Source organism: Polaromonas jejuensis NBRC 106434 (assembly GCF_001598235.1).
GTDB classification, from domain to species: Bacteria; Pseudomonadota; Gammaproteobacteria; order Burkholderiales; family Burkholderiaceae_C; genus Polaromonas; species Polaromonas jejuensis.
This window is the reverse complement of sequence record NZ_BCYO01000036.1, coordinates 1-23497: the sequence shown is the minus strand read 5'-3', so window position 1 is coordinate 23497 and position 23497 is coordinate 1. Positions and strand designations below refer to the sequence as shown.

15 protein-coding genes are annotated in these 23497 nt (G+C 60.7%); 6 read left to right on the top strand and 9 right to left on the bottom strand.

Features of this window, described 5'->3' with window-relative positions:
* Positions 1 to 102: 102 nt before the first annotated feature.
* From PJE01S_RS25400 to PJE01S_RS22095, 6 genes are all read right to left on the bottom strand, one after another.
* Entirely contained in the window at positions 103 to 306 is a 204-nt protein-coding gene (locus PJE01S_RS25400) for a hypothetical protein (RefSeq protein ID WP_157090441.1), read from the bottom strand.
* A 164-nt stretch (positions 307 to 470) separates the two neighbouring features.
* Positions 471 to 2363: a cyclic peptide export ABC transporter gene (locus PJE01S_RS22115; protein ID WP_084389706.1), complete on the bottom strand. Its 1893-nt coding sequence runs from the start codon at positions 2361 to 2363 to the stop codon at positions 471 to 473.
* Positions 2364 to 2386: 23 nt separating this feature from the next.
* Entirely contained in the window at positions 2387 to 2848 is a 462-nt protein-coding gene (locus PJE01S_RS22110) for a hypothetical protein (RefSeq protein ID WP_157090440.1), read from the bottom strand.
* Positions 2849 to 2934: 86 nt separating this feature from the next.
* On the bottom strand, positions 2935 to 3417 hold the full coding sequence (locus PJE01S_RS22105) for a hypothetical protein (RefSeq protein ID WP_068835884.1): 483 nt from the start codon (positions 3415 to 3417) through the stop codon (positions 2935 to 2937).
* 31 nt (positions 3418 to 3448) lie between these two features.
* A complete protein-coding gene (locus PJE01S_RS22100; protein ID WP_068835883.1) occupies positions 3449 to 3919 on the bottom strand; it encodes a hypothetical protein in 471 nt (156 codons plus the stop codon).
* Positions 3906 to 4694: a hypothetical protein gene (locus PJE01S_RS22095; protein ID WP_068835882.1), complete on the bottom strand. Its 789-nt coding sequence runs from the start codon at positions 4692 to 4694 to the stop codon at positions 3906 to 3908. The genes PJE01S_RS22100 and PJE01S_RS22095 overlap by 14 nt, the downstream gene beginning before the upstream one ends.
* A 495-nt stretch (positions 4695 to 5189) precedes the next feature.
* Here PJE01S_RS22095 and PJE01S_RS22090 point away from each other — a divergent pair, with 495 nt between their 5' ends.
* From PJE01S_RS22090 to PJE01S_RS22070, 5 genes are all read left to right on the top strand, one after another.
* Positions 5190 to 5444, top strand: a complete 255-nt coding sequence (locus PJE01S_RS22090) for a helix-turn-helix domain-containing protein (RefSeq protein WP_068835881.1) — start codon at positions 5190 to 5192, stop codon at positions 5442 to 5444.
* 323 nt (positions 5445 to 5767) lie between these two features.
* A complete protein-coding gene (locus PJE01S_RS22085; RefSeq protein ID WP_068835892.1) occupies positions 5768 to 6199 on the top strand; it encodes a very short patch repair endonuclease in 432 nt (143 codons plus the stop codon).
* A gap of 81 nt (positions 6200 to 6280) precedes the next feature.
* On the top strand, positions 6281 to 6514 hold the full coding sequence (locus PJE01S_RS22080; protein WP_068835880.1) for a ribbon-helix-helix domain-containing protein: 234 nt from the start codon (positions 6281 to 6283) through the stop codon (positions 6512 to 6514).
* Entirely contained in the window at positions 6511 to 7608 is a 1098-nt protein-coding gene (locus PJE01S_RS22075; RefSeq protein WP_068835879.1) for a DNA cytosine methyltransferase, read from the top strand. Before PJE01S_RS22080 ends, PJE01S_RS22075 begins: the two co-directional genes overlap by 4 nt.
* A 41-nt stretch (positions 7609 to 7649) precedes the next feature.
* Positions 7650 to 10763: an N-6 DNA methylase gene (locus PJE01S_RS22070; protein ID WP_068835878.1), complete on the top strand. Its 3114-nt coding sequence runs from the start codon at positions 7650 to 7652 to the stop codon at positions 10761 to 10763.
* A 54-nt stretch (positions 10764 to 10817) separates the two neighbouring features.
* Here the strand turns inward: PJE01S_RS22070 and PJE01S_RS22065 are convergent, their stop codons facing one another.
* Genes PJE01S_RS22065 through PJE01S_RS22055 form a run of 3 tightly spaced genes read right to left on the bottom strand, consistent with a single transcriptional unit; the run spans position 10818 to position 21871 of the window.
* Positions 10818 to 12479 (bottom strand): nuclease-related domain-containing DEAD/DEAH box helicase, encoded by a 1662-nt coding sequence (locus tag PJE01S_RS22065; RefSeq protein WP_169804417.1) that lies wholly within the window; start codon positions 12477 to 12479, stop codon positions 10818 to 10820.
* Between the two features lie 28 nt (positions 12480 to 12507).
* The gene (locus tag PJE01S_RS22060) at positions 12508 to 18813 is read right to left on the bottom strand and encodes a DEAD/DEAH box helicase (RefSeq protein WP_169804416.1); all 6306 of its coding nucleotides are present in this window, start codon (positions 18811 to 18813) and stop codon (positions 12508 to 12510) included.
* A gap of 13 nt (positions 18814 to 18826) precedes the next feature.
* Positions 18827 to 21871 (bottom strand): hypothetical protein, encoded by a 3045-nt coding sequence (locus PJE01S_RS22055; protein ID WP_068835875.1) that lies wholly within the window; start codon positions 21869 to 21871, stop codon positions 18827 to 18829.
* Positions 21872 to 22154: 283 nt separating this feature from the next.
* Here PJE01S_RS22055 and PJE01S_RS22050 point away from each other — a divergent pair, with 283 nt between their 5' ends.
* Positions 22155 to 22976, top strand: coding sequence for an HNH endonuclease (locus PJE01S_RS22050; protein WP_068835874.1), 822 nt, complete (start codon positions 22155 to 22157; stop codon positions 22974 to 22976).
* Positions 22977 to 23497: the final 521 nt, after the last annotated feature.

The window sequence follows — 23497 nt, the reverse complement described above, 5'->3', positions numbered from 1 at the left end:
CGAAGACAAGCGACGACGAGCACAGCGATGCATCGCCGGTGCCGCCCAAACTTTCTACGTAGAAACTTGTCTGCGGCGCTGGCACTGAGCCCCACGTTGGGCTCAGTGCCGACACCGCAGCATCTCCGCCCACACCATGTCGGTCACATCGGCGAAGTCGCCTGAGAGGCCATGGATGCCCGCCGCCAGCGCCAACAGTTCCGCCGTCAAGGTACTGCCCGGCGCCACGTCGGTGAGGTACCGCCGTCCCGACGCCATGGTCCAGGTCCGTGTCTGGTAATCCGCTGATTGCACCGCGGTGGTCATGCGCACTTTTGTGGACTCCGGCCGGAGCCCGAAAAGATACAGGTGCTGATCGCCGCCCCGGACCACCCGCCACTCGCGCAACCAGACCAGGGGCTGCACTGATACCGCTGGTGCTGTAGTTAAGGGCCCAACGACACCGAGGGACAAAGGGGAACGGCTGCCGCTCATTCTGCCGCCTCAGGAGAGGCGAGGTTCACCGTCTGGCCGGTTGTGCCATGCTCGCCCTCGTTCCGAATTCTGGCCAGTGCCGCCACCGCAGACTCCAGCGTCGACGGCCGCGCCAGTCCTTCCCGTGCGATGCGCGCATGCAGTTCCATGTTCAGCTTCGGGGCTGGCGACTGTGACTGTGCCGTGTCCTCCACCAACCGCCCCTCCCGCATCCGCAGCACCCGGTCCGCCAGATGGAAGTACCGGTCATCGTGCGTGATCACGAGGAGCAGATGCCCGCGCGCACGCAACTCCGGGAGCAGTTCGGTGTAGAACTGGTCGCGGAACGCCGGATCCTGGTCTGCCGCCCATTCATCGAGCATGAGGATGGGACGCGCATCGAGGTAGGCCTGCAGCAAGGCCAGGCGCTTGCGCTGCCCTGTCGAGAGATCGGTGGTGCTGAAGCGGCCACCCTGCAGCGTGACCTTGTGGTCGAGCCCCAAGCGACGGAGATGGCCGTTGGCTGCGGCCGTCAACGGGGTATCGTCCTCCGCGCCTCCCTCAGCGCCATCCAGGTCGTCGAAGAGATGGAAGTCCGAGAATACGATGCCAAAGCGTTGCCGGTAGCTGTCCCGGTCCGGGGCCGTGACCGGTTTCCCATCCAGTAGGATCTCCCCATCCGTTGGGGGATACAGGCCCAGCAGCAACTTCAGGAAGGTGGTCTTGCCTGAGCCGTTGTCCCCGACCAGGAAGACCATCTCGCCACGGCGCAGCACCAGGTCGATCGGTCCCAGGGCGAAGGCCGGTATGTCGCCCTGCGGCGGGAAGGTGTAGGTGACACCGCGCAGTTCGATTCGCTCAAACGGTTCGGCTCCTTCGGACCGTCCGAACTGTCCAGAGGACGGTTGGTCACGGGTCTGGCCTATCTCCTCCCCTACCTCACCCATGTTCTCGCGCTGCGCAAAGTGGCTGCGTAACGCGTCGATCCGCCCCAGGGCCACCCGCGCACGCCCGAAGGTGGGAAGCGCCGTGGCGATCTGGTCCATGGGGCCTTTCAGGAACAGCAGCACCAGCACGAAGCCGCTGAGCACGGCTGCGTCTCCTTCTCCTGCGTTCACAGCACCCCGGCTGCCCCAGGCCAGGACCAGCGCGATGAGCAGGAAGAACAGAGCCGATCCGAAGGCCTTGGCCAGGACGTAGGTATTGACAGCGTGTCCATTGACCGCACGGATGGCATCCACGGTGGCTGTGATCTGCTGCTGCAGGCGGACTCTGCGCTTGCGGTGCAGCCTTAACTCCTTGGCCCCTTCCGTCAAGGTGCGATACGCCTGGTGCAGCTGTTCTTCCCGCTCCCGTGCGGACCAGAAGCCGTGCATGCCGCGGCCCTGGGTCACCGCCTGGATGCCCATGCCGGCAACCAGTGCGGCCAGTATCAGTGCGAACAGTCCGGGTGAGAGGACGGCCAGGTACAGCAGACACCCCAGTGCGACCGCCACCGAGATCAGGGTGGCCGACAGCGTGAACGCGATGTGGCTCACGATCTCCACGTCGGAAGTGAGGATCGGCATCAGCCGGTGGCTTTGGAGGCGCTCCAGCGCTTGCAGCGGGGCGTGCAGCAGGTTCTGGGCCAGGCCCTTGCGGACGCTGGCCACCACCTTCTGGCCGACGAGGTTGGTGCACACATCCGAGAGGCCCCGCCCTGCCAGCGCGGCAATGCACAGGGCGATGTACAGCAGCAGGCCCTGGTCGGTCAGGCCACCGGGGCGGTGCAGCGCGCCATTGACCGTGGCCAGGAGCGCGACCGTGGCGGTTCCGGCGCAAAGGCCGGTGAGCACGGACAGCACGATCCAGCCGAGGTGGGGCCTGAGCAGCCGCAGGAGGTGCGGGCCCTTGGGGGGCGGGGATGGCATCGGTGTGTGCGCTGACCGCGCGCTCACACCACGACGGCGTTGGCCAACCCGCGCAGGTGTTCGCGGGCCGCACCCACGAGCCGGATTCCATGCCAGGTTCTCCAGGCCACCCACAGCAGCAGCAAGCCCAGCCCGAACACGGGCAGCAGGACCAGGCCCAGTACGGTCCAGCCGGCCACCATCACATAGCCGGGTAGCGGACTGTCGCTGAGATTGGTGGCAAAGGTCTGGCCGTCGCTGGTTTTGACGGCTACCAGCAGGTCCGCTCGCTTGCCGCCCTCCATTACGTGCAATTCGATGGGGCCCTCGTCTTCGAGTGTGGCATCCAGCTTGCCGATCAGCCCGCCGACCACGTTGATGTTGCGCAGCATGCGTCCGTCCGTGAATTCGATGTAGCTGTATTGCGCGGTTCCGATCCGCTCGGAGGTTTCTTCGACGCCGGAGCCGAGTTCCTTGAGCGTTCCGCTGTAAATCTGCATGGGCATGGCTGCTGTTCCCTGTTGGCTTTGTGTTTTGCACTTCTACTCTTTGGGCTTTTTTTCTTTGAACCCGTGTCGGTTCCGTCAGTGCTTTACCAGCGGTCCGGCTCGGCCGTGACGCGGGCCGCACGCGCGGCACCGCCCGCCTGCTCGAACAGCGATTTGCCCTGCGGTCGCAAGCCCTGTAGCGCGCGGCGCGTCAGATCCTGCATCAGGGCTTCTGCTTGCGGTGCAACCTCCGGACCGTCGTCATCCGGGACCAGCTTGCAACGCAGCACGGCAGCCACTTCTGCGATGGCGGCCACGCTTTTGGGATCGATGCGCTTGAACTTCAGGGTGGCGAATACGTTGTCTGCCGTCGTCTGGGGCAGCCTGATCGTGTTGCCGGTACGGTGGGTGTAGGCCTGCAAGGCGTCACAACTGGGTTTGTGGGTCAGGACCAGGTTGGCCACGCGGTGGGCCCAGACCAGTTGCTCGGGCTTCACGCCATGCAGAGGGAGCCAATCCAGGTCCTCCGGCGAGTCGATGGTGTTGTCGAGGCAGATCAGTTCATATTCCACGCTGTCCGTCATCATTGCTCCAGTGGTCGAGGGTGTATTCGGTGGTTCAGCAGCTGTATGCCGCATCGGAAGCGGCTTCCCGCACTTCGATCAGGTTGCAGAACTCTTGGGCCCATTCGATCATCGGGCCCTGGATATGCAAAGGATTCAGGCTGCAGATGTATTCGCGGGCTTCGGGGCTGTTGATCAGCACCTTGGCAAGGCTGTTTTTGTCTTGCAAATACAGATAGGTATCGGCCCTGGCGGCCGGATGGATGTCATCGTGGTCCAGCCGTTCATGCTTGAGAAGGTGCTCGATCCGCATCGTTTGGCCGAAGTTCGCGCAGATGCAGAGGATGGACTCGAGGCTGCCGGCTTGGCAACTGACCGGGGTGCGCGTCGGAGAAATACACCATACGCTCTCGAAGGGGTAAGGAACGACGTGTCCCTGCGTGAACTTGTCCCAGAAGTGGTCGTCGACTTTTTTCCACAAGGTTCCGCCGCAACGTTTGCGGTCAACGATTTCAGAGCTTTGCATCGGTCGTCCTCGGTTTCTCGCCATGGATCGTTCCGGCTCCTGTAGACATCCAGGTCATGAAATTCCTGCCCGCATCCAGGTCGACCAGTTGCACCCGGCCAGAAGCAAGCAGCTTCACGTTGTTTTTGATCTGCGGTTGATAACCCAGGTTGAATACCTGGCGGCAGTCCGGCTCCAGCTTCATGCTATCGCCGCTGGAGGAGCGGCTGAACGGCAACCCGAGGCAGCGGCCCTTGTAGAGCTCCACGCCCTCCACTGCAGGCGGGCCCGGTTGTCCGGAAATGGTGTTGTTGTTCACGACCATGAAGGACGTTTTTTGCGGTGAAGCACCGGGGAATTTAGCGAGCACGTCGGCAAGCATCTTGTCGTAGTCATAACGGCCACTGCTGTCGTCTCGCCAAACAGCCCAGACCCGTCCTGAATAGGTGAGAACTTTGACGAAATCGAAGTTGTTGGTTGTCTGGGGAAACAGGTCAAACCGAATGCCGGCGCGGACTTTGGCACCTGTTTTAGGACTCGTCAGCTCGTAGTCGGACATACGCAGGTTGATCGGACGGCCGTTAGCGTCCTGCGATCCTGCGGGGAACCGCTTCTTGATGGCCCCAATCGCATCTGCTTCGGTCATTCCGAGGCGGACCCCGAGCAGTTCATAGCTGGCAATGGCGTTGCTGGTGTCTTGGGGGGCATTCAGACCTTGGGCTAGGAGGGTGGTGCCAAAGGTCAGGAGGGCTGCGGCGATGCTGATCGCACGGTGCGGATTCTTGAATGGGATCATGGGCCTCGGGGCGGGTGGGTGGTCGGATGAAGGAAGCGGTCGGGTGTGGATGGCGGGGCTACCGGGTGGGGGCGCGATTTATCGGATGTCGCTGACGGAACCGTTGAGGCGGGGGTCTAGGTCTTGGCGGGCTGCTGCTGCGGCTTTGGCTATCGTTTCGCTTGACGACTGCTTGAGCCCCGCCGGAAGCGACTGTGGCGTGCTAGTTGCTGGGACTACCGAGTCGATTGGCTTTACTTGGTCCTGCCTTGGCTGTGACGCATAGGCGTTTTGCGCGATCAAGCAGATCAAAGTTGCTGCCATTGGTGTAGCGCCGTGCGGGAGAAGCTTCATATTTTTTACTTCCAGCCAAGATAAAGAAAAGCGGGGGATGCCGCCAACGGGGTTCCAAGAGGTTCATAAAGAAGACTTAATTACCCTTAATGATACACAAAGAGCACCAAATGTATCCCATAGTAGTGTGGAACGCAACTTGACTGAAACCGATGCTCAGTCATGTCCCAGACGCCCCCTCAGTTGACCTCTCGCGAGGTGTTTGCCCGCAACCTCCGCCGAGCCCGACGCTTGAAAGACGTCAGCCAGGAGGCGCTAGCGCTAGAAGCAGATATCTCTCGTGCTTATCTAAGCCGAGTGGAGAGGGGCACTATCAACATTTCCATCGACAACGCGGAAATCTTGGCCCGCGCCATTGGCGTACCACTGCACGACCTGGTTGATCCGGCAAAATTTCAAGGACTGGATAGCCTCTGAAGGGAAAGCACTTGCACCAAGCAACTCAGCGAGGGAGCACGGGGCACGAAGTTGCACCTGTGCCGAAGACCAAGGAGGAAGACCCCGACGGGCGCTTGAGCACGGAATAGCCTTAATTCAGATCACGGGCAACGTCGGAACTGGATCGGGAGGCGCCAGTCGGCATAATGGTCCGGCACGTCGACCGAACGCTGTTACATCAGAGCAGCGTAAGAGGAAGTTGAGATCTGACCGTGGGCGAAGAATTATTTGCACTTCTGATAATTTGCACTCTCAGAACTGAGCGCCCGTGCAGCCAAGGCTTCATCATATTTGCCGACAGGATGGACACTCTTACACCAGAGGCCAGGTCCCGCCTCATGAGCAGGATCCGCGGCAAAGACACCAAGCCGGAGCTCATCGTCCGGTCCGTGCTGCATCGGCTGGGATTCCGGTTCCGGATCCACCGTAAGGACCTCCCTGGCCGGCCCGACATAGTGCTGCCCAGGCACAAGAAGGTTGTGCTGGTGCATGGCTGCTTCTGGCATGGCCATCTTTGCAAGATTGCTCCAGGGCCGAAGTCGAATACCGCGTACTGGTCGCCGAAGATCGAAGCGAACCGGGCCCGAGACGACCGCAACCGTACGGCCCTCAAAGATCTGGGCTGGGATGTCCTTGAGTTGTGGGAGTGCGAAATCCGCGATCTTCAAAAAACCGAGGAACGCTTGCGGGCGTTTTTGCACACCGACCCTGGACGTCCTGTGCAGTCGGGCTGAAGCCATCCATCTCCAGCATCGGCAGCCGTTCACCACCGTGGTGTAAGATGGTGCATTCGCTCTTCAGTTCGGGGACTCGCCATGCAGACTCAGGCAAAACGCCATAACAGCGGGGCGCATGAGCGCACGGTCCGCGCGTCTATCAGCTTCCCGGAGGAGCAGTACCACGTCCTGGAAAGGATCGCGGCAGAGAACAAAGTTTCTCTTGCCTGGGTCGTACGCGATGCGATCGATGGTTACTTGAAGTCCAAGTGGCCCCTTTTCCCGCAAGGCACCGACGCCGAAGATGCGCAGCAGAGAAGCGAGAGAGCGTGAAAAATAAATTTGAACGAAACGGTGGAGAGATCAGGGTGTTATCCCTTTTCTCGGGTTGCGGCGGCATGGACTTCGGCGTGGAATCGGCTGGTGGCCACGTCATCTTTTCGAACGACATCCTGACGGACGCCTGTAAGACGCTGGAGAAGTATTTTCCCGGCGCAGATATCCGCAATGCGGATATCTCCGGCATCCAGTCCTTTCCAGACGCCGACATCGTCGTTGGCGGGTACCCGTGTCAATCCTTCTCAATGGCGGGCAACCGGGACCCAGAAAAGGATGAGCGCACGAACCTGTACAAGCAGTTCCTACGCGTCGTGAGCATCGTCAGACCCAAGTATTTCGTCGCAGAGAACGTCTCCGGCCTCAAAGCCTTGAGCAGCGGCACCTTCTTGAAGGAACAGCTCGAAGCCTATGACAAGGCCGGCTACAACGTCACATACAAGCTCCTGAACGCCAAGGATTATGGCGTGCCGCAATCCCGCAAGCGGCTATTCATTGTTGGCGTAAGGAAGGACCTGAACCAGTCCTTCGAGTTTCCGAAGGAAACCCACGGAAAAACGACCAAGGCATCGGGCCCTCTCTTGCCGTACGCCTCGCACGGCGACGCCATCAAGGGTCTGCCACTGTGGCCAGAAGGCGAGTTCTACGAGCGCCCGCACGACCCCGATGGGCACTTTTCCTGGTACTACATGTCCAGGAACCGCAAGGCCAAATGGGCTGACCCAGCATTCACTGTGGTGGCCAACTGGCGCCACATCACGCTGCATCCAGCGAGCCCGGTGATGACCCTGACATGGTCGAATCTTGCCGATGGGTGGAAGCAGCGCTGGGATTTTTCCGACCAGTACGAACACATCGAAGCTAATCCGAAGCGCAAGAAGCTTGAAACGCCGCGCCGGCTTTCTTGGCGCGAATGCGCCCGCATCCAGACCTTCGACCCCAAATTCACGCCAGTTGGCGAAACGGACTCCAAGTTCACCCAGATCGGGAATGCGGTGCCCCCGAAGCTGGCAGAGGCCATATTTACCCACTTGTTCTCCGGCGCCGGGCTGGTTGCGCTCGACGTCCCTGCAGCCCGTAAAGCCGCCTAGGACTGGATGCACCCGCCTGGTGAGCCACCATAAGGATTTCTGTGAGCAGCGCAACTACCAATTCCCTCGTTAGCGCTGTCGTATCCGCAGCTGAAATTTCCAAGAACGAAGCACAGCTGCGCCACGAACTTGAGAAGGCGCTCGAGCAGGCTTGCTCCGAACGATCCATTCCTTGGACGCCATTCCAACTCGAACGCGCCCTTAAAGCCAAGGGCAAGCCCACGAAATTCGCCGACGTGGCGCATGGCGCCGTGGTCATCGAGTACGAGCCGCCAAAGTCGTTCAGCGGCCGCGCGGGGAGCAAGGCCAACCATGCACGCCAGCAAGCTGAAGAGTATGCGGAGCTGATCTCTGCAGAAGAAGGACGCGCTCTCCAAGAGTACGTCCTGGTCGCCTGGGATGGCGCCCATATCACCTTCGGCCGCTTCGATGGTACAGCGGCCACATGGGAAGAAGTCGTCGCGTTCGATAGGATTTCAGCGGACCGGCTGCTCGCTGCGCTAGAAAGCAACGGCCGCCCGCTTGTCCACCCCCAACTTCTCCAGGCATTGGTCGGACCTGACTCGGAGTACGGTACGGCGCTGATCCCGGAGCTTTACGCCAGCATCTGCAAGGCGAGCGCGTCGGCAGCCACAACGAAAACCAAGATGCTGTTTTCGGAATGGCGTAGGCTTTTCAGCCAGGTCGTAGGTTTCCAGCCGGACCACATGAAAAAGCTGCTCGCCCGGCAGGAAATCTCTCACGACCAGCCGTACCAAGACAACCCTGCTGCCTATCTGTTCGCGCTCAACACATACATCGCCATCATTGCGAAGGTCGTAGCCGCCTGCGCACTGCCAAGGGCCAGCCAAGACGTGCTGGAGCAAGGCGTTCCGGTTGCAGAGCGGCTGCGTGCCGTGGAGACTGGCGAGCTGTTTGAGCACGCCGGCATCCTGAACATGCTGAGCGGCGACTTCTTCTCCTGGTACTTGGACGACAGCGACTGGCCCCGCTACCAAGGCTCTCTCAGCGCCATGCTGGGACGGCTGGGCGGAGTCGACTTCGCCGTATCCAAAAAGCATGCGGATACGACACGGGACCTGTTTAAAGGCATCTATGAACGGTTCATCCCGCGGGAGGTTAGGCATGCCCTTGGCGAGTTCTACACGCCGGACTGGCTGGCAGAACACGGAATGGATTTGCTGGAGTGGCAGCCGTCTGATTCGCTGACCGACCCCACATGCGGTTCGGGCACGTTCTTGCTTGAAGCCATCCGGCGCCGGCGCAAGGCCGATAGCGGCGCCACGGCTCAATCGCTGCTCGCGGGTATTCATGGCATCGACCTCAATCCTCTAGCCGTACTCGCAGCCAAGGGGTCGCTTGCCGTCTTCCTATCGCCGCACTTGGACCCTGCGCATCCCATCCGGCTGCCGGTGTACCTGGCGGATGCCGTCTACCCGGCTGCCGTCGACTTCTTCTCGAACTACAGCCACGTCCTGCACACCGAAGTAGGCCCTAGGGAATTTTCCGTTCCGGAACGGATGATCGGCCACCCGGATTTCTTCCGCATTTTCGCCAAGGTACGGATGCTGATCGATGCGGACTACCCGGCAACGAAAATCTGTAGCTCGATCCTTCCCGACCTGCAAGCAATGGGGCTTGATGTGTCTGACATATCCATCGTCAGCACGACGGTGGTCAACCTGGTCGAACTCCACGACCAAGGATGGAACGGCATCTGGTGCTCTATCCTGGCCGACCGCTTTGCGGCCGGCGCGATTCCTCCTTCATCGCACATCTGTGGCAACCCGCCATGGGTCAAATGGAGCAACCTGCCAAAGGACTATGCCCAGTCGATCCAGCAGCATTGCCGCGGGCTGGGCGTATTTAGTGCCGACAAATGGGTAGGTGGCATCGAGTCGGACATCTCGACTGTGATCACCTACCAGGCCGTGAAGCACTACCTCGCGCGCGATGGGCGCTTGGGCTTCTTCCTACCCGGATCCGTATTCACAACCGAGTCCAGTGCCGGTTTCAGGCGCTTCTCGATCGACAACGGCAGCTTGCAGTGCCGCGTCCTGCTGGTTGAAGACTACCAGGACATCAAGCCGTTCGACGGCGTCAGCAACCACCCGACGTTCCTGATGCTCCAACGGGACGCAGCCACTGCATTCCCTGTTCCCTACCGCTCATGGACCGCAGACCCAAACGGCAGCGCCAACCAGCGGACCTACGCTTCGGCAGAGCAGTTCCGCCGTACTGCCAAACGTATTGACGGAACCGCGGTACCTGTACCAGGCGGTGATGGAACGCGCCCATGGCTGGTCGGATCTGCGCAAGACCAAACTGTGTTCTCGACGGTTTTTGCGGCAGGTGCAAAGCCTGAGTACAAGGCGCGGAAAGGCATCACGACCGACCGCAACGGCATCTTCTGGGTCCATGCCACTGGTGCGGTTGGAACCGGCCTGGTAACGGTGCGGAACGCAGCAGACATCGGCAAGACGAAGGGGATTCCCCAGATCACCGCGGCGGTAGAGTCAGAACACCTCTTCCCGCTTCTGCGCGGCCGCGGCGTTGCACCGTTCAATGCCGTGCCAGAAGCGGACCTCCGCATCCTGGTTCCCCAACGCGGCATGCATGGCGACCCAGACCTGCCAGCCGCAAGCCCGCACACGTTCAAGTTCCTCAACCGTTTCAAAAGCCACCTCGAACAGCGGTCCAGCCTGAAGAGGTTCCAGAAGGGGCAAGAGTTCTATTCGCTGTGGAGCACCGGCCCCTACACTTTCGCTCCGTTCAAAGTGCTCTGGCGCGAGATGGGCAACACCTTCGCCGCGGCTTACATCGGCAGCGCGCCGATCGAACACGCGGGCGAAAAGGCCGTTGTACCTGACCACAAGCTTTACTTCATTCCGGTCGAATCGGAGCCCGAGGCGGCTTACCTGACAGGCTTCCTGAACGCCCCAACCATTGCCAAGGCAGTGTCTGCATATGCGGCACAGCTCAGCCTGGGCGCCAGCGTTGCTGAGTACCTCAACATCCCAAAGTTCGATGAGGCTAATGGGCAGATGGCTGCCATCGGCAACATCGCGCGAGATCTCACAAATAGTGCGGGCAACGCCCAGCCCGCAGACCTTGAACAGCTGGACTTGCGGGTCCGGGAACTGCTATCGATCTAACTGGAGCTGTGCGCACAGGCTGACCCAAAGGCGGCCTCTGTACAGGCAGCCGGCTTAGGCAGTGAGCTCCCTTGTTGAAAGACGGCCCGTCCGCTGCGAGTACCACTGCAGCGCCTCCTCCGAAGCAGCCATGATGGCCAGGCGGCCGGTTGCCCTCGTGCACGCGACGTACAGGTCATCGGGACTAAGTGCCGGAATCCGCCCAGGGACATCGGCATGCAGCAAAACGACGTTCCTTCCTTCAAGCCCTTTGAACGACCTGATGGTGGAGAAGTAAACAAAGCCGGGCTTTCCTAGCAAGGCGATGTCTTCGGTCACCTCAAGGCTATGGGCCCGCCTGGCCAACGCCAAGCAGGAGTTCTCCAGCTTGAACGGCGACAGGAAGATCGCCCCGCCCTCAGGGCCCAATTCATGCGCAGCTGCCCATGCAGCGGCTGCAGCCGTTGCGCCCCACCCCCTCTTTAAGAGCGGGGCGGCACCCAACGGGACGCCAGGCATATGCACCACCGAAAGTTCGCAGCAGCCATTGGTTGCAGCGTTCACAAGCTGGGTATTGCGGCAATTGTGGTAGAGCCTAAATGTGACTTCAGCGCCGATCGGCTCCTGCTTGGCGGACTTGTAGACGTTCTGCTCCCAGTCGGCGAAAAATAGCCATTGGCCTGCCGGAGTGAGCATGTCCAGCAATGCAAGCAAGCGGAGTTCTCCGAAGTCTTGGCCCTCATCCACTATGATCGCTTCGAACTTGGACAGGAGCGGTAGTTCTGCCGCCACGTCCTGGACGAGCGAAGGAAGCTCTTCCGTGAAGAACTTCTCGCCGATTCGTCGCCCATCAGCTATTCCGGCAAGCTGGTAAAAAAGCCGGTCGACGGAAGTAATCGCCGCCGACATCTCCGGGTTGACCAGCCTCAGGTGCTCGGCAAGGGCTTTGTTGAAACAGACGTACAGGGCCCGCTTTCCCTCTTCGAGCAGCGCATCCAGCTTCCAGAGCGCGAGCAAAGTCTTGCCCGATCCTGCCGGACCAACGATAGCGACCCGAGGCAGCTCAAACGCTCCCCGCAGGGCTGCAAACTGTTGCCTAGTCAGCTCATCGAGATCGACTGCATCCTCGTCGGCATCGAGGGGCGCGTCGCGCGGCGCAATGCGGAAGGAGGCATTCGAGAGGATCACGGCAACCCTGCCCGCCATATCCGCCGTGAACTCGCTACCCTGCGGCTGATGGATACGCGCCTCAAGGGCGCCCCTTATCCTGCGTTCCAAGCGGTGCATGTCCTGCGAGGGCACTACTGTGCTGGGGTCGTAGAGCGTGGAAGACCCCTCAACCCGGCCGTTCGGATATGCAACGAGGAAAGCAAACGCGCCTGGGAACCGTTGCCGAGGCAGGCGGTCGCAAACGGCTTTTGCCAGCGTATGCATGTTCCTGCAAGCCTGCTCGGGCGGAGGCTCATCGATCGGAACTTCAGCCCTAACCTGCCCTGTACGGCGGTCGGTTTCTTGCCGGTACCAAATTCCGTTGTCGCCTACCCGGACCGAGCGGGAGCCCTTCACTTCAAGCACGGCCATTCCAAGTCCAGGTACCAGCACGACGAAGTCGCACTGCCCATCCCGCACCAGGCCTTGGTCGTTCTGCAATGCCCAAGCGACATTGCACACCACTATCCAGTCTTGGGGCAGCTGGTCCGCCAGCAGCCGTCGCACCTCCCGCTCCCACCGGTCCATGCTGTTCTGTCCAAGGATCCTCGGCATGTCAGGAGCTCCCACCGCCGGAGCGGAACGCAATCAGTGGCAGGGAGGGGCAAGATTGGCGGTCGAGCTGTCCGCCCTTGAACACTTTGATCCGCATGCCCACTCCAGCGTAGTTGGAAATGATCACCTTGACTGGCTGCCCATTCAGGTCCGCGAGCCAGACGCCCGGCTGGGCTGTCCACCCGTCCCCGCCGGCTACCCTTTCCCAATGCCCACCTTCGTGAACCAAGCCCCCACCTTCTTGCATGACTATGAGCTCCTGCATCCAGGGTTCTATAAGGATGGGGGGCATCCCGCCGCCCGCTCCCAACCCAGCCGTACTGATATCGACCTTCGGGAAGATATCCAGATTGCCACGTACCCATGCCATCCGGCGCGATAAGTTGAATGAATCGACTAAGTAGATCGCCGTCGCCCCGATGTTGCGGGCCCAGTCAATAAGTTCCGGATTGACCGGTCCTGAGCCAGTCACGGAAGCGGCCCATAGAGGATGGCTCACCAGATAAAAGACCGTCGATTCCTGACCGGCCACGCCTCCCCGCGCTATCCAGCCATGTTCGCCCCTGGGCCCCTTCTTCCGGGCCTGGGTACCTTTCTCATAGGCCGCGCAATAGGTGTCTGCCAGCTCCGATGCAACCGCCTCCCAGCTGCGCAATCCCACGCCCCAATCCTCGAAGAACTGGTCCCGGCCAGGCAGGAAGCCAGGGTCATGCATGACGCGCAGCAGCTCAAGTCCCAGCCGCCATTCGATCAGCCCATGAAGCTGCCGGTTCCGGAAGCCGCGCAGTAGCAGGTCAGGCGAGCGCCACACCTGTCCGCTTTGCGTTGCACGCCGGCACTCCTCCCGGACCATTGAGCCGAGCCTTGCATACTCACCAAAGCCGCTTATACAGCCGGCCAACAAAGCCGCCCAGTTGCGGCTGGCCCAGTCGACCAGCCCAGCGCCATTAGGGTGGTCATCTGCAAGGTACAACTCGGTGCCGGACACGTTGCTGTCCTCAAGGTACCTGTGGACAGACGCAATCTCGATATCAAGCGAATCGACGTCGAGTTCCAATGCGATCGCGCGCTGCAAGATGGTGGCAGCGGAATACCAGGCCGCCCGCCTTGAACAAAGCTCTTTGGCGTCGTCGAAGAAAGCCAAGCCACTGCCATCGAGCAGCCTGACGCTCAAGACGTCCGTAGTCTTCGGAGATGCAAGGCTTGCGGAGATCTCGGCCTCATCAAGCGATGCTTTCCATATCTCGCCGTCCAACCATTGCTGCCCCCTATGCTGGCGAAGCGAAGGAGTCCGGTTGAAACCGAACGGCTTCCCCCCCGGACCCTGCGCGATCCGGTAGACCTGCCCCTGGTGGTCCAAGGCCAGGAAAGCCCGGCCAAGCGGGCGTTGCGGCACTGCGCGCAGCGAAGGCGATGCAACAAAAGACCTCGGTCCGCCATTGCGAGACGACTCCGTCGACGTCACTGGCTTCTCGATATTGAGGTCGGTCACGAAGCCATTGGGAACAACTGCCAAGGACAGGTCCGCAACAGCGCCGCATCGAGGGCAAGGTTGGGACGGCGGATTCCTGATCCAAGACTCGTCCCATCCAGCGATAGCCTGATTAGGCCGCAATGTGGCGGGATCGGCGCGGTATATGGTGAAGTTCCTGCAGCTTTGGCAGAAAAGTTGCCAAGTTGCGCTCCCGATCGGCCGGTCAATGGTTTCCCACTTGTAGCTGCGGTCATGGGCAATCGATCCTGCGAGGCCTATCGGCGAAAGCAGCCGCTTGTCCCAGACCCGCTCTGAGCCCGGCGCAAAATCAGTGATGGCATGGTCAAGTGTCCGGTCAAGCACCTTCGGCTCCCTCGATTGGCCCGATGGCTCTGGCGGAAGGTGGAAGTACAGGTTACGCACGGACGTCGGCATGCCATACATCGGCAGTACCCCCGCTTCGGCAAGAGCCGTAGCAAGCCCTTGGCTCGGATCAGACGCTGAGCTGGCAACCTCCTCCAGGCGCGCCGGCAGATCCTGGGCATCATTGGCAAGCCGTGCTGGATCGATTTGCGTGCCCCTCGAGACCACGTGAGCGACACCGGAAATCTCAGCGCACTGGTCCAGGAACCATTGCTCGACCGATGCCTTGCGTGCGCCGCAATACTCTTGGACAAGCCCCATTTCGCCATGCGTATCCACCGGCCTGCCTGAGTCATGCCACATGCAGCCGGCAGACCGGAATGCCCGGCGAAGCACCTCTTTGGCAACCAGGCGTTCAGCGAGTAGGCGCTGGTCCTCGGTTGCCGACACCGTCGGCTGCGGAGGAATGCCGCCTGTCATCTCGTCGGGATGGTCGAAGTGGATCCGGTCGTGTGTCTGGCCACGGCAGTAGGTCAGGACTACTGAAAAAGCCTGCCCTTTACGGCCTGCCCGACCTGCGCGCTGCTGGTAGTTGAAGCGCTCGGGAGGCATGTTGGCTTGGAACACGGACTGGAGCGCGCCGATGTCTACGCCGACCTCCATCGTCGTTGTCACTGACAGCAGGTCGATCGTGTCGACCTGGGGTACAACATCCCGCCGCACCACATCCTCGATACCTTCATCTGGAAAGAACACGTCGCGGAAGTGCCGTTGGCGCTGGGCCTGGTCGCTTGTCTGCCCTGTGAGCTCCTCAGCGTGGATCCGGAATCCCGATCCGGCATCGGCCGCAAGGTACGCGTAGTAGTGGTCCCGCTCAATCTCCGCCGCCGAGCGCGGGCCATTCGGGACCAAAAGCAAGTGCGCAGTGCAACGGGAGCAAATGCCCCCCGAAGGCTGCCAATGGACCTGGCCGCAGCGCTCGCACACCCACGGCCGGGAATCGCGTGCGGCGACTTTTACCCAGAGGGAAGAAAGCGCCACGATCCCCCAAGCGTCAATGGTTCCGTGCCCAACCCGGGCCAAGGCATCACGCACGCTATCCCGAAGGCCTTCCCAGCCGATGCCCAGCCGGCTCGCACAAGCATGCAGATAGTTTCCGATACGCGCCTTGTCGGCACCCTCCCTCCGGTCCCGCCGAGGCTGGTCCCGGGACCACGCCTCCGGCGGCCAGTCCCTTTGCGGTGGATCTGTGCGCCGCTGTTCGGTAAGGATGCGGATAACGCTCTCGCAGATTCCCCGGAAAACCTGCTCATCAATGTTCGAGGGGTGAAGCTGCCTGGCTGACGGCGGCAAGCAAAGGTGGCCGACTCCTTGTGCTTCGAGGTCATAAAGCAGCCGCCCGGAAATGGCCCGCCAAGACTGCCGGCGCAGTGCGTCGCCGAATTGCTCAAGCCTGTCTGCTTTCGCTTGCGGAAAGTCGGTGGACGAAAGCCTGGGACCGTTTAGAGGTTCAAAATCGAAGAACGACGTCCAATCCTCCTTCTCACCGACCCGCCTCGAATCGATCCCCGGGCCTGCAGGATTGACCCCAAGGCGCGCAAAGTATTCCCATAGCGGAGGAAGCGCCTGCTTGGCCGGATTCGGCCGAGAAAGGAATTCGTCGAAGCGCACGAATCCGGGCTGCCAGTGCACCAGGCGGTTAACGTTCGATTTGGCTTCTTCGCTAGCGAACTCAGGCTCATCCTGCACGGATTTGGCGTCTTGCCAGAACTCAGCCAACGCTTGGAACTGGGCAGGCGGCAACGATGCTTTGCTTGCGCGCAAGATGGCTTGCCCTTGGGCCACATCGCCAGCATTCAGGGCATCGAGGAGCTGCCGCTTGATTGGGTCAACGCCTCCGGCTGCCCTCTCCCGGATCTCGCGCAGTACCGCGACTCGCAGCAGATGCTCCCACTGTTCGGCCTCCACCCCGTTGGCCAACCTGGCAGCAGACTGCCGACTGTCAGAAAACGCGACGAGCTTCCGGCCAGCGCCTTCGGGCATGACCCCCATGAGATGCTTCGTCAGCAACAGGGATGTCTGGGTCAGGCCAGTTGCGAAGGACCGGATCGGGGCTGGCCGGCCGCCTTTGCGCACTGAGTAGTCGATCTTGCACGACGGGCAGCGTTGCGGCATCGCAGGAAGCAGATCGCCTGATGTTTCCAGGCGGAACCAAAGGCAGGGGACGCCATTGCCTACAGGTTCCTTGCCCACCTCGACAATCCCCGTCAAAGGATCGATGGAAGAACGCTGCCAGCCTGCGGGGGCCGTAAACACGGGCCGTCGGGTGGTCTCATCGCGCTCCTCCGATCCTTGCGTCCACTGGAGCTCTGACGGATCGGAGACTCCCTCCCAATCGCTCGGCAGCAAGTGGACCACGCCCAGCTTGTCATAGCGCTGTGCGTCGGTCCTGGTCTGGGGCGTCAACTCCGGCAAGCCTTCGATTGCTGGAGGCATGGGTGCCAATTCGTACCGGTCGATATTCCCGGGGATCGACGCAGGAGTCTTGTAGCCAGCAAGCAGCTGCGTTCCGCAGCATTCGCAGTACAGCACTTCAAGCGCCCGATCGCCGTCAACCTCCATCCGGGGCTCGGCAAGCAAGCGCCCAACCCTACGGCGCCGGTCTTGGCCAACATGCTGGGCAGTAGCCCATAGTCCATCGATGTTCTTGACCATCCAATGGAACCGTATCCGCGGCAAAGGATGGGCAGGCTGGATCGCACTCACCGATGCGAGCTGCGCTGCCCTTCCTGCCGCCAAGAACAGCCCGCGGGCCGCATCGCTAGCGTCGCTTGCCGCCATATGGGGAAACAGGCTTTCCAGATGGCTGGAAAGCGATATGGCGCGATGGCGGCCACGCCCTCCTTCTACCTTCCAAAAAGAGTCTGCAAGGCGCTTTGCAGGAATGGCACCGCCAATGCTGGAGGCAAAATCGCCTGCCAGTAGGTCAGTGGGCTTGGCCCCATCAGCTTGCCTTGCAGCGGCCAAGCAGTCCTCCGCAAACGAAGGTGGAATTTCGGTTGGGCCTTCGGGAGCCCCATTCACACTGACACCTCCTTCTACATGGAACCTAGCGCGCGCAACCTCTAGACCCATCCCGAAGAACTCGCCCAGGAACTTGTATGTGTTCTCGGCCTCGCCATCCAGCGATGCACTCGAAGCGAGGATTTGAAGCTGGCTGCTGTCTGGTTCTAAGCCAAGGCGTTCCAGCAGCAGCCGGAGCAAGTACCCGACTTCTGTCCCAGACGCGCCGCGGTAAAGGTGGAGTTCGTCAAGGACAAGCTGGAAAACATGGTTGTCCCGGTCTTCTGCAAGCCACTCACGCGTGGCTTCGAAAACATCGGCATCAGCGCGGTCCTCTACTATCGCATGGCTAGCCTGGCGCATGAGCATGATGGAAAGCATGCTCACGTTGGTGATCAAAAGGTCAGGAGGCGCCGCCTGCATCTCCCAGCGATGGAACATCTCGGCCGAGCTGGGAGACATCCGTGGTACGAACGACACCTGCTCCTTGAGGTTAGCGAGTTGCTGCTTGGCGTCGCCGGTATCGCCACCTGCAGCGGCCACGGCGCTGAGATGCTCCTGAGCGGCCCGGGTCGCTGCTGCCAGCTGTTGGTGCTGGTCGATAGCTTGCTTCAACGCTGCCTTGAGCTCGTCGTGCTTGGGCTTATTCAGTTCACGGCGGCCCTGGTCGTCGAGCCGCCATGGGTGGCCTGGCACGGGGGTAGTGCCGTTATAGCGGCCAAACCGAACCCGGTTAGCGCCCCAGTGCCGATCAAACGCAGCATGTGCATCATCGGAGTCCAACGCGCGGCGTAAGCGGGACATCTGGTCTTCTACCAATGCGTTCATTGGGTACAGGAGCAGGGCCCTGACAGCGGGTTTTCGCCGCTCGCCGCGCGCGGCAGCCCGGCCGAAACTCCACAGTGGAGCGCCCTTCCACTCGGTCGGCAATGCTGCCGGGGGCGCTGCTGCAGCCCAGCCTCCTGAAGGCCGGAGTGCTTCCCTCGCGATGGACGCAAATACCGGGAGCAGGAACGATTCCGTCTTGCCAGAGCCCGTGCCGGTGACGACCACACAATGCTTGCGTTGCATGGCGGCTTGGAGCATCCGTTGCTGGTGCACGTACAAATCCGCGCCAGCGGGCATTAGCCCCGCTCCCGCCAATGCGATGAATCCCTGCCTTGCCGCTTCATCCAAGCCGGGCAGGTCCACTCCGTCGAGGGCGCTGAGCGTCTTGGCATTCACATAGGAGGGCAGTAGCTCAAGGTACGGCTCCTGGAATAGCACGCCCGGAGTATTGAGAAGCGCTTCGCGTTCGGCCTCAAAAGATGGCGAATCGGTGCCGAATGCGGATTGGATATACCGCTTCAGATGGCCCTTGAGCTGTTCCCACGAACCGATCGGATCTTCGCCTATGGTCTCTTGCACTCTTACCGTCCTCCTAAGCATTCAAAGTTTCTGAGCCACGGGCCGCCTCTACGCACGCGAATGGCTCCAAGGTGCACCCCAGCAGCGCAGCGACTTGGTGCGCTGTTTCTGCGGGAACCCAGCTGTAGCGAAGCCAATGCCCCGAAACAAACTTTCCGTACACATGGCTGATAGCCCCAACAACACGTCCAGAGTGGCTGTCGAAAACAGGCGACCTGCCGTCGGCATCGCCGCCGGAAGAAAGGAAGTGGATCGCGGGCCCCGTTCCCGAACAAAGCGCGAGGGCCCGCTCAAGCACAGCAGGCGGACGCAGCCGCGCAGGCACCCACAAATCGCGTGTTTCTGGGTCATAGTGGAGTGGCCAAGGAAATGCGTCGTTCCGGCCATGCTTCTCTTTGAGCATTTCCGCAAAGGCCAATTGCGAGATCCATACTCCCCAACGGGAGTCAGGCACGTGCGAATACCGCGAAGTTCCATCTGCGCGGCGCACGCCCAGGACGTACAGCTGCAAGGCAGTAGCCTGAGGGTCGTCGAAGCGGAAAAGCTGCGCGCCGCACTCCCGGTCGATAGACATGCGTGGCTCGCTAACCGGTACGAACCGAGCCGAATCTGCCTTCAGGCGATGTAGATGCCCCAGCTCAGCGGAAACTGTCTCCGTACCCCGCGATTCCGCAGCTTCCCTGGCCTGACTCAGCGACCCCGCCCAGCGGGCCACATCCCGCGCCGGACCCGGCGCAAACAGGAAGCCCATCGAGGAACACTCGGCCTGGACGGAATGCGCGTCAACTGCGGCCACGCGCAACGCTGGCAGATGCCCTGCGAAGGGATCTGCGGCGGTCACCATGAAATTTCCGTTGGCTTGCAGCAAAGTCCATTGGGCAAGCCGCAGGGTGCCCGATACGCCAAACAGCGGCAGGCCATCTTGCGTAGCTGGCAGCCCATAGAGCGAGGGAGCTATGCCGTGAATGCGAACGAAGTGTCCCTTGCCATCAGTCTCAATTTCTAGGCAGCCTCGCGCCCGCAGGTCCATCAGCAAGGAAATAGGATTGATACCGTCGGAGAGCCGTGAGATCTGGTCCCTAGCCGCTCCGTAAGATATCGATCCTCGCGCTGCCAGCGTATCCAGGAACTGTGCTGCCCTCGACTCCGCGAAGGATTTGCCAGCCCACTCCGCCATAGCTGGAACCTCTTGCATTTGTTCGCTGTGCCACCCCCCGCCAGCGGGATCCTGATGCGCGCCGCCAATGCGATTGCCATGTAGCCCCCCAAGAGCAGATCGTGGGAATCCCAAGGGGTCGAGTGAAAAATCCCTGGCCTCCCCACGGCCCTCCCCATCGAGATCGGCCACCCGCAGACGGATGTTCGCCAGCTCGGCCCTGCCCGCCACGAGCCTGATGGCGAAGCTGCTGCGGTTCACGTCAAGCAAATCGACCAGGAAACGCCGGATTCCCGATTGCCCTTCCTTGGCGGGGTGTTGAGGCACCTCCGAAAGCTGCAGTCCAGAAGCTTCAAGAAGCGCTTTAGGAGGTCCTTCAAACTCAACAGCGGGCAGGTCGTATGAAGCAAACAAGCGTGCGCCGCCACGCAGCAGCCGGCTCCCCCCGACAAGCCGCAGCCTGGCTGGCGGCACGTCGGTGGCTTCGGGAGCATCAGCCAAATACTGCCGATGCTCGGCAGTGAGCCTCTCTGCTCTATGGATGCAGGCCATCCGCCATCCACTTGGCAAGCCGCTCACCTCCATTGGCTCGAAGGAGATCCGCTCCCGCCGAAGCCAGGGATCGGTCCTGGCCCAATCGGCCGGAGCGCAAACTAGGTAGAAGACGCCGTAGAGCGGGACATCACGCTCGGTAAGCTGCTGTCCGAAGCGTGGATCAATCGAGTTCCAGGCCAATATCCGGCGGGGAGTCTGGCGGATCAGTTCTTTGCGGCATTGGTCACCACTTGTGCCGGCGCTATCGTCTTCAAACTCGACCTGTACTTCGAGCTGCACCGACGCCGAAGCAGAAAGGGCTGCTAACGATTGGCGGACGTGATGCTCCGAAACGTCCGTTAGAAAGCTTGCACTAGCGCGGTGCAAGAGAGCGGGCAGGCGCTGCTCCCCGATCTCGAAACTGCAGCGGGGCGCATCGACCATTGCCGGAAAGCTCCAGCACACATCCCATCCGTTCGGCACTTCGTCGGAAGGCAGAAGGACAAGCGTGACGTCAGCTTTCGCTTCGACGGGCTCTTTGGTCAGCGCCCCTCCATTGGGCCGATCGGTGTCAGCGTGACCAACCTTCGGCCGGTTTCCACTCCACGATCCGAGAAGTTTCCGGAGAAGTGCCGCAAGTGGCGGTTGGTATTCGGGCTTCGCCATAGCGGAGCGAAGTGGCCTGGTCAGGAAAGGAGATTCGCAACCGCGCTCGAGTAGGGATGCAAGCATTGCATCTGTCAGTGCCTGGCCTGGCCGCAACCGGGCATCCCAGAAGAGCCTCGATAGGTTCCGTTCGTCCTGGCGGCTGATTAGGCCCTGCGAACGCGCGATCCCCACAAACCGGTGCTCTCCCAAAACGCGGCAATGGAAATTTCCGAAGCGGCCCTCACACTCCCCGGACGACCAAGTTTCGAGGTCCTCCCATGCCTTGGACATTGCGTCAGTAACCTTCGCCTCGTTCCTGAATGGGTAACCAAGCAACCGCTGCACTGAAGCGTAGAAACCGCCCTCCATCTGCTCATCCGACGCGGCTAGCACCCAGAGCGCAAGAATGGGAAGGTAAACCGGCGCCTGAGCGCCAGCGAACCTAGGATTTGATGCTCCTGGGTCCCGGTACAACGGCGTGCGCAGGGCATCCCTGCGCTGCTGGACCAAAATGCGGGCAGCGTCCGAACAATTAGGAAGGCTCGGTAGCCACGGAGCGCCGGATCCGACAGCGTCGATCAACCCTTGGGCGCCTCCGAGATGCAAGCCGAAAGAGTCCAGTTCGGCGCGTGTCGCGCGGATCCAAACATCTTCATTTGCTGAAGCTGCGGAGAAAAACTCCGCTAGTAGTAAATCGTTCCAGGCGACGAACCGCGACATCGCTTGGTCCCCGCTACTAGCACGCAATGACCAAGGATGCGGCTCTAGCCAAACATTCCTTGGGCTTCGGCTGCTCTATGAGATTCCCTTCAGTTATTGGCTTGCGGCTCGGCAACATTCTCTCCCCTCCTTTGGTGCTGCTAATTGATCTTGTTGGTACATTGTGCAACATGGCGACATCGCCCCTGGACGTGTGCACATATTTGGTCAATAGTGGCTTCGCCCCTGCATGCCTGTCGCGGTCCATATCCCGACAACAAGAGTTTCTACAGGAGGGGTACTGATGGAAAAGTCTTTTCTGACGATGCGGTACTACGAGACGTACTATTATGCGAACATCGTTCACAACGTCCTAAGTGATCCATTTCCCTATATTAGGCACGTGCACAACTGGTACGAAGATCGGGAGCAGATGTTCCTCACTCCATTCCCCAAATGGAGCGTGCTTCACGATTTCGCCGAATACTCCATCCGATTGTTGATCGACGAGCAGGACGGGAGCAGCGCGGTGGATAGGCTCGCCGCAAATGCCAAGGCAGACCTTTGGATTGATCGCGCGATGCGACATCACGCCATGAATCCCGAAGGCTTTCGGCGCTGGGCATCGGGACAAGGAATAAAGCCCGCCGACGTGAGCGAAGATGACATCTCCTCGTACTACGAGGAACTCAATCTCACAGGCCAAGTGTCCGAACTGATTGAACATTTGGCGAAAGAAGTCTTCTATGTGCTCTTCAACAACCGAGGACTACTAGCTAACCTCAATGACTTGGTAGCTGGGGTAGTACGTGATCTAGACCCCCTCGATTGCGACCATGAGATCTCGACGTCGCTAGAAGGGACCGGACGCCTCAAGCGTGTGGCGATCCCAAGATGGGTTCAGAGAACCGTCCTATATCGCGACAAGGGGCTGTGTGCCTCGTGCTCCGCAGACATCAGAGGCCTCATGAACTCACAGCCAGACGCCCACTACGATCACATCGTGCCCCTGGCTCAACATGGTATCAATGATGTCACCAACATCCAGCTACTCTGCAGCGCTTGCAACCTACGGAAAGGCCGGCAGCCCTTGCCGCCCTCAGACCGCTATCTGACTTGGTACTGAGTCATCTCAACACTATTTGCGAACCCCTGAAACGGAACTTGAAATCCGCGCTCGATACATCTCGTCCCGCCCCCAACGCCGTCGATTGCTGATCGCGCCTCGACCTCTTTGATTACTGCTGCGCGCTCCTGAACGGCTTTGCAGATAGCCATGGAGCCGGCTAGCCTAGTGGCGCCCTAAGCCGATTTTGCTGTCGCGCAAGTCTGAGCAAATCGATGCATGTGTTGGGAACAAACTGTTGTTGACATAAGTTGGACTCCGTAATTGCCCATGGATACCTGGGCGCACCAACTGACACCCAGGAAAAATCTGCCCTGGAGCCAATCTCTTGATTCTGTTGAATTTCTCAAGATTGGGTTAAGGCCTCCGTGTCGCTTCCGCGATACGACCCTCGGCAAATAGATCACTCGCGCGGTACGACCGTCCCTATCGCCAGAAAATCACGCATAGCTTCCATTTTTTGCCAGCCGCGACGTCACCGGCGTGAACGTCGGCAGCGCAGCATTGCGTCGATAGTCATC